The sequence below is a fragment of the Shigella sp. FC1544 genome, assembly GCF_001722145.1.
GTDB classification, from domain to species: domain Bacteria; phylum Pseudomonadota; class Gammaproteobacteria; order Enterobacterales; family Enterobacteriaceae; genus Escherichia; species Escherichia coli.
Genome location: NZ_MECT01000005.1, coordinates 1 through 13,796, shown reverse-complemented (window position 1 = coordinate 13,796; position 13,796 = coordinate 1). Strand labels below are relative to the sequence as shown.

General features: G+C 52.9%; 15 protein-coding genes, 2 tRNA genes, 1 rRNA gene and 1 pseudogene. 6 read left to right on the top strand and 13 right to left on the bottom strand.

Annotated elements, in window-relative coordinates:
• Nucleotides 1-260 (bottom strand): transposase (locus tag BGK49_RS00400; protein WP_000567716.1); only part of this gene is annotated, 260 nt, incomplete at its 3' end.
• A 31-nt stretch (nucleotides 261-291) separates the two neighbouring features.
• On the opposite strand from BGK49_RS00400, the gene BGK49_RS00395 reads away from it, so the two are divergent.
• Nucleotides 292-663 carry a type II toxin-antitoxin system PemK/MazF family toxin gene (locus BGK49_RS00395; protein ID WP_242412508.1) on the top strand — a complete coding sequence of 124 codons (372 nt, stop codon included), beginning with the start codon at nucleotides 292-294 and terminating at the stop codon, nucleotides 661-663.
• 198 nt (nucleotides 664-861) lie between these two features.
• Nucleotides 862-1,143 carry a peptidylprolyl isomerase PpiC gene (gene ppiC / locus BGK49_RS00390; protein WP_001140251.1) on the top strand — a complete coding sequence of 94 codons (282 nt, stop codon included), beginning with the start codon at nucleotides 862-864 and terminating at the stop codon, nucleotides 1,141-1,143.
• An 86-nt stretch (nucleotides 1,144-1,229) separates the two neighbouring features.
• On the opposite strand, the gene ilvC is transcribed toward ppiC, so the two are convergent.
• Nucleotides 1,230-2,705, bottom strand: coding sequence for a ketol-acid reductoisomerase (gene ilvC / locus BGK49_RS00385; protein ID WP_001295253.1), 1,476 nt, complete (start codon nucleotides 2,703-2,705; stop codon nucleotides 1,230-1,232).
• Nucleotides 2,706-2,854: 149 nt separating this feature from the next.
• On the opposite strand from ilvC, the gene ilvY reads away from it, so the two are divergent.
• Complete coding sequence (ilvY, locus tag BGK49_RS00380; RefSeq protein WP_000365778.1) at nucleotides 2,855-3,745, top strand: HTH-type transcriptional activator IlvY; 891 nt, start codon at nucleotides 2,855-2,857, stop codon at nucleotides 3,743-3,745.
• Here the strand turns inward: ilvY and ilvA are convergent.
• From ilvA to ilvL, 7 genes are all read right to left on the bottom strand, one after another.
• A complete protein-coding gene (gene ilvA / locus BGK49_RS00375) occupies nucleotides 3,742-5,286 on the bottom strand; it encodes a threonine ammonia-lyase, biosynthetic (protein WP_000785598.1) in 1,545 nt (514 codons plus the stop codon). The two genes, ilvY and ilvA, sit on opposite strands and share 4 nt — an antisense overlap.
• A gap of 2 nt (nucleotides 5,287-5,288) precedes the next feature.
• The gene (ilvD, locus tag BGK49_RS00370) at nucleotides 5,289-7,139 is read right to left on the bottom strand and encodes a dihydroxy-acid dehydratase (protein ID WP_001127401.1); all 1,851 of its coding nucleotides are present in this window, start codon (nucleotides 7,137-7,139) and stop codon (nucleotides 5,289-5,291) included.
• 64 nt (nucleotides 7,140-7,203) lie between these two features.
• Complete coding sequence (gene ilvE / locus BGK49_RS00365) at nucleotides 7,204-8,133, bottom strand: branched-chain-amino-acid transaminase (RefSeq protein WP_000208520.1); 930 nt, start codon at nucleotides 8,131-8,133, stop codon at nucleotides 7,204-7,206.
• Nucleotides 8,134-8,152: 19 nt separating this feature from the next.
• Nucleotides 8,153-8,416 carry an acetolactate synthase 2 small subunit gene (ilvM, locus tag BGK49_RS00360; RefSeq protein ID WP_000983255.1) on the bottom strand — a complete coding sequence of 88 codons (264 nt, stop codon included), beginning with the start codon at nucleotides 8,414-8,416 and terminating at the stop codon, nucleotides 8,153-8,155.
• Nucleotides 8,416-10,059 carry an acetolactate synthase 2 catalytic subunit gene (ilvG, locus tag BGK49_RS00355; RefSeq protein ID WP_069375674.1) on the bottom strand — a complete coding sequence of 548 codons (1,644 nt, stop codon included), beginning with the start codon at nucleotides 10,057-10,059 and terminating at the stop codon, nucleotides 8,416-8,418. Before ilvG ends, ilvM begins: the two co-directional genes overlap by 1 nt.
• Nucleotides 10,060-10,061: 2 nt before the next feature.
• Nucleotides 10,062-10,112, bottom strand: a complete 51-nt coding sequence (gene ilvX / locus BGK49_RS28820; RefSeq protein ID WP_113771618.1) for a peptide IlvX — start codon at nucleotides 10,110-10,112, stop codon at nucleotides 10,062-10,064.
• Between the two features lie 86 nt (nucleotides 10,113-10,198).
• Complete coding sequence (gene ilvL, locus BGK49_RS00350; protein WP_001311244.1) at nucleotides 10,199-10,297, bottom strand: ilv operon leader peptide; 99 nt, start codon at nucleotides 10,295-10,297, stop codon at nucleotides 10,199-10,201.
• 350 nt (nucleotides 10,298-10,647) lie between these two features.
• On the opposite strand from ilvL, the gene BGK49_RS00345 reads away from it, so the two are divergent.
• Nucleotides 10,648-11,808 carry a YifB family Mg chelatase-like AAA ATPase gene (locus BGK49_RS00345; RefSeq protein WP_005044890.1) on the top strand — a complete coding sequence of 387 codons (1,161 nt, stop codon included), beginning with the start codon at nucleotides 10,648-10,650 and terminating at the stop codon, nucleotides 11,806-11,808.
• Between the two features lie 66 nt (nucleotides 11,809-11,874).
• A pseudogene (locus BGK49_RS31360) lies at nucleotides 11,875-12,072 on the top strand (magnesium chelatase subunit ChlI family protein); the annotation flags it as partial.
• Nucleotides 12,073-12,095: 23 nt separating this feature from the next.
• Here BGK49_RS31360 and maoP read toward each other — a convergent pair.
• Nucleotides 12,096-12,434 (bottom strand): macrodomain Ori organization protein MaoP, encoded by a 339-nt coding sequence (maoP, locus tag BGK49_RS00340; protein WP_000841001.1) that lies wholly within the window; start codon nucleotides 12,432-12,434, stop codon nucleotides 12,096-12,098.
• A 118-nt stretch (nucleotides 12,435-12,552) separates the two neighbouring features.
• On the opposite strand from maoP, the gene hdfR reads away from it, so the two are divergent.
• Nucleotides 12,553-13,392 (top strand): HTH-type transcriptional regulator HdfR, encoded by an 840-nt coding sequence (hdfR, locus tag BGK49_RS00335; protein ID WP_000379241.1) that lies wholly within the window; start codon nucleotides 12,553-12,555, stop codon nucleotides 13,390-13,392.
• A gap of 95 nt (nucleotides 13,393-13,487) precedes the next feature.
• On the opposite strand, the gene BGK49_RS00330 is transcribed toward hdfR, so the two are convergent.
• The 3 genes from BGK49_RS00330 to rrf form a co-directional block, all read right to left on the bottom strand.
• Nucleotides 13,488-13,563 (bottom strand) — tRNA-Trp (locus BGK49_RS00330).
• Between the two features lie 8 nt (nucleotides 13,564-13,571).
• Nucleotides 13,572-13,648 (bottom strand) — tRNA-Asp (locus BGK49_RS00325).
• 54 nt (nucleotides 13,649-13,702) lie between these two features.
• Nucleotides 13,703-13,796, bottom strand: a 5S ribosomal RNA gene (gene rrf, locus BGK49_RS00320); the annotation flags it as partial.

Sequence of the window (13,796 nt, the reverse complement as noted above, 5' to 3'; positions counted from 1 at the left end):
AGCAGGCGCTGGAGTTCTTTAATCTGCTTCATGGCGGCAGCAAGTTCAGAGGCAGGAACAACCTGTTCTCCGGCGGCCACAGCAGTAAGACTTCCTTCCTGGTATTGCTTACGCCAGAGAAATAACTGGCTGGCTGCTACACCATGTTGCCGGGCAACGAGGGAGACCGTCATCCCCGGTTCAAAGCTCTGCTGAACAATTGCGATCTTTTCCTGTGTGGTACGCCGTCTGCGTTTCTCCGGCCCTAAGACATCAATCATCTGTACTCCAATGACTAGTCTAAAAACTAGTATTAAGACTATCACTTATTTAAGTGATACTGGTTGTCTGGAGATTCAGGGGGCCAGTCTAGTTGTCGTGCTCAACGGAAAAATTAATGGCAACGCATGTATCGTCGTTCCATTATCAACCACTCGCGATCATGACAAGTTAAATCGTGGAATGCATGTTGAAATAGCCAGTAATGTTATCAATGGCCTGCAATTCTTTGATCAGCAGATTCGTTGGGCCAAAGCCGACCTGGTACAACAAGTTAGTCGAAACCGATTAAATAGAGCAAGGACTTACAGAGGGTATCTTAATCAATGTTTGCCACATGAGTTGGTTGCAGACATACAGAGGGCGGTCATCAAGTCAATCAATACCATATCGCTCATAAATTGACAATAAAATAACCATCCCCGATAATGACTTTGTAGCCCATAGAGGCCCTAAGTTTTCTCCCCTTGAGGGACCTGCGAAGCCCGGATTTTCCGGGCTTTTGCCATATATGTACCAGCCCCTCCCTGACTGACAATTACGTTAGCATCTGCGGATCATGCTAAAATCGCCGCCTGACAATTATTCACTCAAGGCACGATCATGGCAAAAACAGCAGCAGCACTGCATATCCTTGTAAAAGAAGAGAAACTGGCTCTGGATCTTCTCGAGCAGATTAAGAACGGTGCCGATTTCGGCAAGCTGGCGAAGAAACACTCCATTTGCCCATCAGGCAAACGCGGCGGTGATTTAGGTGAATTCCGCCAGGGTCAGATGGTTCCGGCGTTCGATAAAGTTGTGTTCTCTTGTCCGGTACTGGAGCCGACCGGCCCGCTGCACACCCAGTTCGGTTACCACATCATTAAGGTGCTGTACCGTAACTAATAGCAAGGCCTTCTCCAGGAGAAGGCCTTGAGTGTTTTCTCCCTCTCCCTGTGGGAGAGGGTCGGGGTGAGGGCATCAGCGCGCACTTAACCCGCAACTGCAATACGTTTCATATCCGTCATATAGCCGCGCAGTTTCTTACCTACCTGCTCAATCGCATGGCAGCGAATCGCTTCGTTCACATCACGCAGTTGCGCGTTATCTACCGCACCTTCCGGAATAGCTTTACCCAGATCGCCCGGTTGCAGCTCTGCCATAAACGGTTTCAGCAACGGCACACAAGCGTAAGAGAACAGATAGTTACCGTACTCAGCGGTATCAGAGATAACCACGTTCATTTCGTACAGACGCTTACGGGCGATGGTGTTGGCAATCAGCGGCAGCTCGTGCAGTGATTCATAATATGCAGACTCTTCAATGATGCCGGAATCGACCATGGTTTCAAACGCCAGCTCAACGCCCGCTTTCACCATCGCGATCATCAGTACGCCTTTATCGAAGTACTCCTGCTCGCCGATTTTGCCTTCATACTGCGGCGCGGTTTCGAAGGCGGTTTTGCCGGTCTCTTCACGCCAGGTCAGCAGTTTCTTATCATCGTTGGCCCAGTCCGCCATCATACCGGAGGAGAATTCGCCGGAGATGATGTCGTCCATATGTTTCTGGAACAGGGGTGCCATGATCTCTTTCAGCTGTTCAGACAGCGCGTAAGCACGCAGTTTCGCCGGGTTAGAGAGACGGTCCATCATCAGGGTGATGCCGCCCTGCTTCAGCGCTTCGGTGATGGTTTCCCAACCGAACTGAATTAGTTTTTCTGCGTATGCCGGATCGGTGCCCTCTTCCACCAGCTTGTCGAAGCACAGCAGCGAGCCAGCCTGCAACATACCGCACAGGATGGTTTGCTCACCCATCAGGTCAGATTTCACTTCCGCAACGAAGGACGATTCCAGCACGCCCGCACGGTGACCACCGGTTGCTGCCGCCCATGCTTTAGCGATCGCCATGCCTTCGCCTTTCGGATCGTTTTCCGGGTGAACGGCAATCAGCGTCGGTACGCCGAATCCACGTTTGTACTCTTCACGCACTTCGGTGCCAGGGCATTTCGGCGCAACCATGACTACGGTGATGTCTTTACGGATCTGCTCGCCCACTTCGACGATGTTGAAACCGTGCGAGTAACCCAGCGCCGCGCCGTCTTTCATCAGTGGCTGTACGGTGCGCACTACGTCGGAGTGCTGCTTGTCTGGCGTCAGGTTAACCACCAGATCCGCCTGCGGGATCAGTTCTTCGTAAGTGCCCACTTTAAAACCGTTTTCGGTCGCTTTACGCCAGGATGCGCGCTTCTCGGCAATCGCTTCTTTACGCAGAGCGTAGGAGATATCGAGACCAGAATCACGCATGTTCAGGCCCTGGTTCAGCCCCTGTGCGCCACAGCCGACGATAACCACTTTTTTACCCTGAAGGTAGCTCGCGCCGTCGGCGAATTCGTCGCGCCCCATAAAGCGACATTTGCCCAGCTGTGCCAGCTGCTGGCGCAGGTTCAGTGTATTGAAGTAGTTAGCCATGGTGATTCCTCGTGATGTTGTGCTTCTTATTGTTCGGTTCGCGTTTGCGAGATTGAATTCACTATATGACAGGAAATTTATTGCGGAAATTGATATATTCACAACGTCACATTGCAATTTCTGCAACGTCAACATTGAGGGCTGCTCCATTGGATTTACGCGATCTGAAAACCTTCCTGCATCTGGCGGAAAGCCGCCATTTTGGCCGCAGCGCGCGGGCGATGCACGTTAGCCCATCCACGCTCTCACGGCAGATTCAGCGCCTGGAAGAAGATCTTGGTCAGCCGCTATTTGTGCGCGATAACCGCACGGTGACGCTGACTGAAGCGGGCGAAGAGCTGCGCGTTTTCGCCCAGCAAACGCTGTTGCAGTATCAGCAGTTGCGCCACACCATCGATCAGCAAGGGCCGTCGCTCTCTGGCGAATTACATATCTTCTGCTCGGTGACCGCTGCCTACAGCCATCTGCCACCGATTCTCGACCGCTTCCGCGCGGAACACCCGTCGGTGGAGATCAAACTAACCACTGGTGATGCGGCAGATGCGATGGAAAAGGTAGTCACTGGCGAAGCGGATCTGGCGATTGCCGGGAAACCGGAGACTCTGCCCGGCGCAGTGGCGTTTTCGATGCTGGAGAATCTGGCAGTAGTGCTGATTGCGCCCGCGCTGCCCTGCCCGGTGCGTAACCAGGTTTCGTCAGAGAAGCCGGACTGGTCTACAGTGCCGTTTATCATGGCCGATCAGGGACCGGTACGCCGCCGCATTGAACTGTGGTTTCGACGCAATAAAATCAGCAACCCGATGATTTACGCCACGGTTGGCGGGCATGAAGCGATGGTATCGATGGTGGCGCTCGGCTGTGGCGTGGCGCTGTTGCCGGAAGTAGTGCTGGAAAACAGCCCCGAACCGGTGCGTAACCGCGTGATGATTTTAGAGCGCAGCGATGAAAAAACGCCGTTTGAACTGGGCGTTTGTGCGCAGAAAAAGCGGCTGCATGAGCCGCTGATTGAGGCGTTCTGGAAGATTTTGCCGAACCATTAACCCGCCAAAAAGAACCTGAACGCCGGATTATTGGTTTCGTCGTGGCAATCGTAGCCCAGCTCATTTAGCCGGGTTTCGAAATCCGGTTCATGGTCGCCGAGTTCGAACGCCGCCAGTACGCGCCCGTAGTCGGTGCCATGGCTGCGATAGTGGAACAAAGAAATGTTCCAGTGCGTACCCAGCGTGTTGAGGAAGCGCAGCAGCGCGCCCGGTGATTCCGGGAATTCGAAGCTGTAGAGGCGTTCCTGCAACGGATGTGACGGACGCCCGCCGACCATATAGCGCACATGCAACTTCGCCATTTCGTCGTCGGAGAGATCCACCACGCTGTAGCCGCCGTCGTTGAGCATCTGCAAAATTTCTTTGCGCTCTTCGAGGCCGCGGCTCAGGCGCACGCCGACAAAGATGCAGGCGTTTTTGGCATCGGCAAAACGGTAGTTGAACTCGGTGACCGCTCGCCCGCCAAGCAGTTGGCAGAATTTGAGGAAGCTGCCTTTTTCTTCCGGAATGGTCACCGCCAACAACGCTTCACGCTGTTCGCCCAGTTCGCAGCGTTCCGAGACGTAGCGCAGGCCGTGGAAGTTCACGTTGGCACCGGAAAGAATATGCGCCAGCCGTTCGCCGCGAATGTTGTGCTGGGCGATATATTTTTTCATTCCCGCCAGCGCCAGCGCGCCAGAGGGTTCCGCCACCGCGCGCACATCTTCGAATAAATCCTTCATCGCCGCACAGATCGCATCACTATCGACGGTGATGATGTCGTCGAGATACTCCTGGCATAAACGGAAGGTTTCGTCACCGATGCGTTTTACCGCTACGCCTTCAGCAAATAGCCCTACGCGCGGCAGATCAACCGGATGACCCGCATCCAGCGCTGCTTTCAGGCAGGCGGAGTCTTCCGCTTCTACGGCGATCACTTTGATTTGTGGCATCAGTTGTTTGATCAGCACCGCAACGCCCGCCGCCAGACCGCCGCCGCCGACTGGCACAAATACGCGGTCGAGATGGGCGTCCTGCTGGAGCAGTTCCAGCGCCAGCGTGCCTTGCCCGGCAATCACCATCGGATGGTCGAACGGCGGCACCCAGGTGAACCCCTGCTGCTGTGACAGTTCGATCGCTTTAGCTTTCGCTTCGTCAAAGTTCGCGCCATGAAGCAGCACTTCGCCGCCGAATCCACGTACCGCATCGACTTTGATGTCGGCGGTGGCGGTTGGCATAACGATCAGGGCCTTCACGCCTAACCGCGCAGAAGAAAACGCGACGCCCTGCGCGTGGTTACCCGCAGAAGCAGTGATCACGCCGTGCGCTTTTTGTTCTTCCGTCAGGCCCGCCATCATGGCGTATGCGCCGCGCAGCTTAAAGCTGTGCACTGGCTGGCGATCTTCGCGCTTCACCAGAATGACGTTATCAAGACGCGACGACAGTTTTTCCATTTTTTGTAGCGGCGTAACCTGCGCTGCCTCGTAAACCGGCGCGCGCAGCACTGCTCTTAAATATTCAGCACCTTCCGGAGCACCGGACAGGGGTTGCGAGTCAGCCATTATTAACCCCCCAGTTTCGATTTATCGCGCACCGCACCTTTGTCGGCGCTGGTTGCCAGGCTGGCGTAGGCGCGCAGGGCAAAGGAAACCTGACGTTCACGGTTTTTCGGCGTCCAAGCTTTGTCACCCCGAGCTTCCTGCGCTTCACGACGCGCCGCCAGTTCGGCATCGCTTACCTGTAACTGAATGCCACGGTTCGGGATGTCGATAGCGATCAGGTCACCATCTTCAATCAGACCAATGCTGCCGCCGCTTGCCGCTTCCGGTGAGACGTGGCCGATGGAAAGACCAGAGGTGCCGCCAGAGAAACGACCGTCGGTGATCAGCGCACAGGCTTTACCGAGACCCATTGATTTCAGGAAGCTGGTTGGGTAGAGCATTTCCTGCATGCCAGGGCCGCCTTTCGGGCCTTCATAGCGGATCACCACCACATCGCCCGCGACAACTTTGCCACCGAGGATCGCTTCTACCGCGTCGTCCTGGCTTTCGTACACTTTTGCCGGGCCGGTGAATTTGAGGATGCTGTCATCGACGCCCGCGGTTTTCACGATGCAGCCGTTTTCAGCAAAATTACCGTAGAGCACCGCCAGGCCGCCGTCTTTGCTGTAGGCGTGTTCCAGCGAGCGGATACAGCCGTTTGCGCGATCGTCGTCCAGCGTATCCCAACGGCAATCTTGCGAGAATGCCTGGGTGGTACGGATACCCGCAGGGCCGGCGCGGAACATATTTTTTACCGCGTCATCCTGGGTCAGCATAACGTCGTATTGCTCCAGCGTTTGCGGCAACGTCAGGCCGAGCACGTTTTTCACATCACGGTTCAGTAACCCCGCGCGATCCAGTTCGCCGAGAATACCGATAACACCACCAGCACGGTGAACATCTTCCATATGGTATTTCTGGGTGCTCGGCGCAACTTTACACAGCTGTGGAACCTTGCGGGAAAGCTTATCGATATCACTCATGGTGAAGTCGATTTCCGCTTCCTGCGCCGCCGCCAGCAGGTGAAGTACGGTGTTAGTCGATCCACCCATCGCGATATCCAGCGTCATGGCGTTTTCAAACGCCGCCTTACTGGCGATATTACGCGGCAGTGCACTTTCGTCGTTTTGCTCGTAATAACGTTTGGTCAATTCAACAATGCGTTTACCAGCATTAAGGAACAGCTGCTTACGGTCCGCGTGGGTTGCCAGCAGCGAGCCGTTGCCTGGCTGCGACAAACCCAGCGCTTCGGTCAGGCAGTTCATTGAGTTAGCGGTAAACATCCCGGAGCAGGAACCGCAGGTTGGGCAGGCGGAACGTTCAACCTGATCGCTCTGGGAGTCAGAAACTTTCGGGTCTGCGCCCTGGATCATCGCATCAACCAGATCGAGTTTGATTATCTGATCGGACAGTTTGGTTTTCCCGGCCTCCATCGGGCCGCCGGAAACAAAGATCACCGGAATATTCAGGCGCAGGGAAGCCATCAGCATCCCCGGGGTGATTTTGTCGCAGTTAGAGATGCAGACCATGGCGTCGGCGCAGTGGGCGTTGACCATATACTCAACGGAATCAGCGATCAGTTCGCGAGATGGAAGTGAATAAAGCATCCCCCCGTGGCCCATGGCAATCCCATCATCCACCGCAATGGTGTTGAACTCTTTGGCAACGCCGCCAGCCGCTTCAATTTGTTCGGCGACCAGTTTACCGAGATCGCGCAGATGGACGTGACCCGGTACAAATTGGGTGAACGAGTTCACAACCGCGATAATCGGCTTGCCAAAATCGGCGTCGGTCATTCCGGTGGCGCGCCACAGCGCACGAGCACCCGCCATATTACGACCATGAGTGGTGGTGGCGGAACGGTACTTAGGCATACTTTATTTACTCCCAGTGTCTGTCTCGTAAATGGGACGGTGCGTGCCGTCCCATTTTTTGTATTTATTGATTAACTTGATCTAACCAGCCCCATTTATCTTCGGTTTCGCCAGTGAAGAGGCCGAAGAAGGCTTGCTGAATGCGTTTGGTAACCGGGCCACAACGGCCTTCGCCAACCTGAATACCGTCTACGCTGCGCACTGGCGTGATTTCTGCCGCAGTACCGGACATAAACACTTCATCCGCCAGGTACAGGGATTCGCGCGACAGCACCTGCTCACGCACTTCAATTCCCAGCTCTTTCGCCAGTTTGATGATGGCATCACGGGTAATACCCGGCAGCGCGGATGAGGTAAACGGTGGGGTGAACAGCACGCCGTCTTTCACTTCAAACAGGTTTTCACCTGCGCCTTCAGAGATGTAACCGTTCACATCCAGCGCGATACCTTCCTGATAACCGTGGCGGCGCGCTTCGCTACCCACCAGCAGGGAAGAGAGGTAGTTACCACCGGCTTTTGCCGCCGTCGGGATGGTGTTTGGTGCTGCGCGGTTCCAGGAGGAAACCATCGCATCGATCCCCTGCTCCAGCGCTTCTGCGCCCAGATACGCTCCCCACGGGAAAGCAGCGATAATCACGTCGGTTGAGTATCCCGCTGGCGGGTTTACTCCCATGCCAACATCACCGACGAAGATCAGCGGACGGATATAGGCGCTGGTGAGATTATTTTTGCGGATCACGTCACGACAAGCTTCCATCAGCTCATCAATGCTCTGCGAAACCGGGAAGCGATAGATTTTGGCGGAGTCATGCAGACGCTGCATATGCTCACGATGGCGGAATACAACCGGTCCTTTGTGCGAGTCGTAGCAACGGATGCCTTCAAAAACCGAAGTGCCATAGTGCAGCGCGTGCGACATCACATGCACCTTCGCGTCTTCCCAGCGAACCATCTCCCCATTGAACCAAATGTAATCAGCTTTCTTCGTGGTCATTTTTATATTCCTTTTGCGCTCAGGCGCGGATTTGTTGTGATGTGGTTGTGCTCTGGCAGATGGCAACGTGTGCGACGTCCACCAGTTTATTTAACTGACTAAACAGTAAGTCGACCGACCGTGGGCTGGCAACGGTCAATTCGATATTTATATTTTGTGCATCGCTGGCGGCGGCCATATTCATTGAGCAGACGTGGAAACCACGATGACGCACCACGCGTAAAACACGTTCTAAGGTTTCCGGATTGAAGCGAGCCGATACATTGACCTGATGTTGCATCATTATAATTTCTCCAACATTTCTGAATTACTGGCGCCAGGCGGCACCAGCGGCCAGACGTTCTCAAGTTCGTCGATTGAGACATGAAGCAGGTATGGCCCATCACTGTTCAGCATAGTGTCGAGTGCCGCTTCAACCTGGTCTTTACGGGTGATGTGTTGGCCAGGGATGCCGAAGGCGCTGGCTAACATGAGGAAATCGGGGTTATCAGTAAGGGTGGTTTCGCTGTATCGTTCCTGAAAAAACAGTTGCTGCCATTGTCGAACCATCCCTAACCGTTGGTTATCGAGTAAGACGATTTTCAACGGTAACTGCTTGCGTTTTACGGTGCCCAGCTCTTGCACATTCATCATGAAAGAGCCGTCACCGGAGATACAGACGACGGTATCGTTCGGTCGCGCGACTTGTGCGCCAACCGCCGCTGGTAAACCAAAACCCATAGTGCCTAAGCCGCTGGAGGTGATGAAATTTTCCGGGCGAGTGTGGGCGATGTGTTGCGCAGCCCACATCTGGTGCTGCCCCACATCTGTGGTCACGACGCAATCCGCAGGTTTACGATCCGACAGTTGTTTTAACAACAACGGCGCGTAGATAGCGTCGCCGGGATGGTCGTAACGCCAGGCATGTTCATCACGCAGCTGCGCGCAGTATTGCTGCCAGTCATTGATATTTAACGGCTGCTGTAATTCTGGTAACAGAGCATTTAAATCACCTTGTAATGCCACATGTGCCTGACGCAGCTTGTTCATTTCTGCCGGGTCGATATCCATATGGATAACGCTGGCGTGTGGTGCGAAGGTGTTCAGTTTGCCGGTCACCCGGTCATCAAAACGTGCACCCACGGCGATCAGCAAGTCGCACTCCTGCACCGCGAAGTTCGCCGCTTTGGTGCCATGCATTCCCAGCATGCCCAGATAGTACGGATAATCTGCTTCAACTGCGCCCAGCCCTTTCAGCGTGCAGGTGGCAGGCATTTTTGTGGTAGCGAGAAATTCTCGTAAAGCAGGAACTGCCTGCGCCATACCCACGCCACCACCAACGTACAGCATCGGTTTTTGCGCTTTTGCCAGCATCTGGCGCGCTTGCTCAACTTCGGCATGTGGGAAAGTCACTTCGTTTTCAACGGTGGTGAACCACGGTTCCAGGTCACCGCTGGCTAGCTGGATATCTTTTGGGATATCGACCAGAACCGGACCAGGACGACCTGAGCTGGCAACGTCGAATGCTTCAGCCATAATGCGCGGCAACTCTTCCAGCGACTGCACCAGAAAGCTGTGCTTGGTACAGGCTAACGACAATCCCAGGACATCCACTTCCTGAAATGCATCAGTGCCGATAAACGGTGCGGACACTTGACCGGTGATGGCAACAACAGGGATAGAATCTAACAGTGCGTCCGCAAGCCCGGTTATCAGGTTGGTTGCGCCCGGACCAGACGTGGCGATACATACGCCAGTTTTGCCGGTAGCACGGGCATAACCGATAGCCGCCATTGCCGCACCCTGCTCATGTCGGCACAGCAAGTGCTCCACGCCGCCGTCATACAATGCATCGTAAACCGGCATAATTGCGCCACCCGGATAACCGAAAACGGTGTTCACACCCTGTGCCCGCAACGCATGTACCACCCACTGTGCGCCATTCATAGTTAGTTCCCCGTGCTGAATGTTGAGAAACAGAATTTTGTGCTGTTATTCATTGTCTGCTCCTCGGTTATGTTTTTAAGGTCAAAAAAAACCCCCGGACCTTTCGGTGCGGGGGTCTTAGTTCGTTAAGGCTTGATTTCTAAGCCTTTCCTCGTCCAAGTGCAGCCCCGCACGGTGGGATAATAATCACCACCACGCTAATCACGACCAGGCTAATCACTCGTAGAAGGGCTGTCATTTTGTCTTTTCTTGCATCTTGTTCGAAGGAATGCCTAAAGAATTACCATAGGTTTTGTAAATAGTACAAGATATTTTTTGGCCGATTTTTATGATGCGTTTAATAATTTCAATATAAGTTGTTTTTTTTAAAAATAAAATAGTGAGTAAAAAAATTCAATTTCAGTATGAATGTTGTTCCCTTCCTCGTAGTTCATCCTTTGTCCGCTGCATTTTTGCGAGCATCATTCCACCGCCAGAACAACTCAACTTCACTTGCACAAATAAACAGGAATCAGCCACTAAAATTCACGAATTAGCGGGCTACAGCAGCGATATCTTATGCACATAATGGTGACTCAAGGAGGGCTTATGTCACTGTCAATTGTTCATACCCGCGCAGCCCTGGGAGTAAATGCGCCCCCGATCACTGTTGAGGTACATATCAGTAAAGGTCTACCCGGCTTAACGAAGGTGGGTTTACCAGAAACAACGGTAAAAGAAGCTCGCGATCGCGTGCGCAGCGCCATTATCAATAGCGGATATGAATATCCGGCGAAAAAAATCACCATCAACCTGGCTCCAGCTGATCTGCCAAAAGAAGGGGGACGATATGATTTACCTATCGCCATTGCGTTGCTGGCGGCCTCAGAACAGCTTACAGCCAATAAGTTAGATGAATATGGATTAGTCGGAGAACTGGCGCTTACAGGCGCTCTGCGTGGCGTTCCCGGCGCAATCTCCAGTACAACTGAAGCTATTAAGTCGGGCAGAAAAATTATCGTCGCGAAAGATAACGAAGATGAAGTGGGGCTAATTAACGGTGAAGGATGCCTGATAGCCGATCACCTGCAAGCTGTCTGTGCGTTTCTGGAAGGTAAGCACGCTCTCGAACGCCCGAAACCAACTGATGCAGTATCCCGGGCGCTACAACATGATCTCAGTGATGTTATCGGTCAGGAACAAGGAAAGCGAGGACTGGAAATTACCGCCGCTGGCGGGCACAACCTTTTACTGATTGGGCCGCCGGGAACAGGTAAAACAATGCTCGCCAGCCGTATTAATGGCCTGTTGCCAGATTTAAGCAATGAAGAGGCACTGGAGAGTGCTGCGATATTAAGTCTGGTAAATGCTGAATCAGTACAAAAACAATGGCGGCAGCGCCCGTTCCACTCACCTCATCACAGTGCATCGTTAACTGCGATGGTAGGCGGTGGCGCAATTCCAGGGCCCGGTGAAATTTCGCTGGCGCATAACGGCGTGCTTTTTCTTGATGAGTTACCTGAATTTGAAAGGCGTACACTGGATGCCTTGCGAGAGCCGATTGAATCCGGGCAGATCCATCTTTCACGCACGCGAGCAAAAATAACCTATCCAGCCCGTTTCCAGCTTGTCGCGGCGATGAATCCCAGCCCTACCGGACATTATCAGGGAAACCATAACCGCTGCGTTATCTCAACCGACTCTCTGGTCCCTTTCTCGACCGCTTCGATCTCTCACTGGAGATCCCATTACCGCCTCCCGGTATTTTGAGTAAAACGGTAGTGCCGGGAGAAAGCAGCGCCACCGTTAAACAACGCGTAATGGCCGCCTGAGAGCGAAGATGCGATGTGGCTGGAAGAAACGCTGATCCATCTGGGGTTATCGATTCGTGCCTGGCAGCGGTTATTGAAAGTTGCACGAACCATTGCTGATATTGATCAGTCTGACATTATCACACGTCAACATTTGCAGGAGGCAGTTAGCTATCGAGCGATTGACCGTTTGCTCATCCATCTGCAGAAACTACTGACATAAAAAAGGGCATTTCGCCCTTTTTATTAATCGTCAGAATCGGTGTAGTCTTCAGCACCTTCAACCTGCGGTTTACCGCCGGAAAGGGTGTGAAAACGTTTTGGACGCTTAATACGCGTCATATACTTGGACCACACGCGTTCTGCTTCTGTCACTGGCTCACGTTCGCCACGGCATACTGCTACGAAGAGTTTCTCTTCCTCGGTAACCGGCTCGCGTTTGCCAAGATCCAACTCATTGAAGGCATAACCATGACGCTCAAGCAGTTGTGCCTCTTTGATGGTGAAATCACCATGACGAGAGAATCCACGTGGATAATGTTTATTGTCGAAATATCGATTAGTCGTCGTAAAGCTTTCCGCCATCCTGCACGCTCCTAATTCTTTGACCGAGCTAGTTATGGCGCGGAGTATTAGTTACGCTTGACAGAGTGTAAAACAAAACATTTAAATCATAACGACAAATAATTTTGCGGAGAGCACTGTGGATACGGAATTGTTAAAAACTTTCCTGGAAGTTAGCCGAACGCGTCACTTTGGTCGAGCGGCTGAATCGCTCTATCTGACCCAGTCAGCAGTGAGCTTTCGAATCAGACAACTGGAAAATCAACTGGGTGTGAACCTTTTCACCCGCCACAGAAACAATATCCGTTTAACCGCTGCCGGTGAAAAACTACTGCCTTATGCAGAAACGCTCATGAGCACCTGGCAGGCCGCCCGCAAGGAGGTGGCGCATACCTCACGACATAACGAGTTTTCTATCGGTGCCAGCGCCTCATTGTGGGAATGTATGCTTAATCAGTGGCTGGGACGTTTGTATCAAAATCAGGATGCCCATACAGGCTTACAGTTCGAAGCGCGAATTGCCCAACGGCAGTCTCTGGTAAAACAGCTGCATGAACGCCAGCTTGATCTTCTTATTACCACTGAAGCGCCCAAAATGGACGAATTTAGTAGTCAGTTGCTGGGATATTTCACTTTAGCGCTTTATACCAGTGCCCCTTCAAAACTAAAGGGAGATCTTAATTATCTGCGACTTGAGTGGGGGCCAGATTTTCAACAGCATGAGGCAGGTTTGATCGGTGCTGACGAAGTGCCCATTCTGACAACCAGTTCTGCTGAACTGGCACAGCAACAGATTGCGATGCTTAATGGTTGCACCTGGCTACCCGTCAGCTGGGCGCGTAAAAAAGGCGGCCTGCATACCGTTGTCGATAACACAACACTTTCACGGCCGCTTTATGCCATATGGCTGCAAAATAGCGATAAAAATGCGTTGATTCGCGATCTTTTGAAAATTAACGTGCTGGATGAAGTGTATTAATATGAATGGCTGGCAAGGATGCCGGTAGAAGGATTTACTTCGGAGAGGGTTATTTCAGATAAAAAAAATCCTTAGCTTTCGCTAAGGATGATTTCTGGCAGGGGCGGAGAGACTCGAACTCCCAACACCCGGTTTTGGAGACCGGTGCTCTACCAATTGAACTACGCCCCTAATTAGGGTGGCGGAACGGACGGGACTCGAACCCGCGACCCCCTGCGTGACAGGCAGGTATTCTAACCGACTGAACTACCGCTCCACCGAATTCTTTTACAACCACCGGTTTTATGACCGGCTTACTGCTTAATTTGATGCCTGGCAGTTCCCTACTCTCGCATGGGGAGACCCCACACTACCATCGGCGCTACGGCGTTTCACTTCTGAGTTCGGCATGGGGTCAGGTGGGA

Bases quoted from the DNA above. Each gene is read 5' to 3' on its own strand.
- ilvL (WP_001311244.1), bottom strand. From the start codon at position 10,297: ATGACAGCCCTTCTACGAGTGATTAGCCTGGTCGTGATTAGCGTGGTG.
- ilvE (WP_000208520.1), bottom strand. From the start codon at position 8,133: ATGACCACGAAGAAAGCTGATTACATTTGGTTCAATGGGGAGATGGTT.
- ppiC (WP_001140251.1), top strand. From the start codon at position 862: ATGGCAAAAACAGCAGCAGCACTGCATATCCTTGTAAAAGAAGAGAAA.
- ilvM (WP_000983255.1), bottom strand. From the start codon at position 8,416: ATGATGCAACATCAGGTCAATGTATCGGCTCGCTTCAATCCGGAAACC.
- ilvC (WP_001295253.1), bottom strand. From the start codon at position 2,705: ATGGCTAACTACTTCAATACACTGAACCTGCGCCAGCAGCTGGCACAG.
- maoP (WP_000841001.1), bottom strand. From the start codon at position 12,434: ATGGCGGAAAGCTTTACGACGACTAATCGATATTTCGACAATAAACAT.
- ilvD (WP_001127401.1), bottom strand. From the start codon at position 7,139: ATGCCTAAGTACCGTTCCGCCACCACCACTCATGGTCGTAATATGGCG.
- ilvA (WP_000785598.1), bottom strand. From the start codon at position 5,286: ATGGCTGACTCGCAACCCCTGTCCGGTGCTCCGGAAGGTGCTGAATAT.
- BGK49_RS00345 (WP_005044890.1), top strand. From the start codon at position 10,648: ATGTCACTGTCAATTGTTCATACCCGCGCAGCCCTGGGAGTAAATGCG.
- ilvG (WP_069375674.1), bottom strand. From the start codon at position 10,059: ATGAATGGCGCACAGTGGGTGGTACATGCGTTGCGGGCACAGGGTGTG.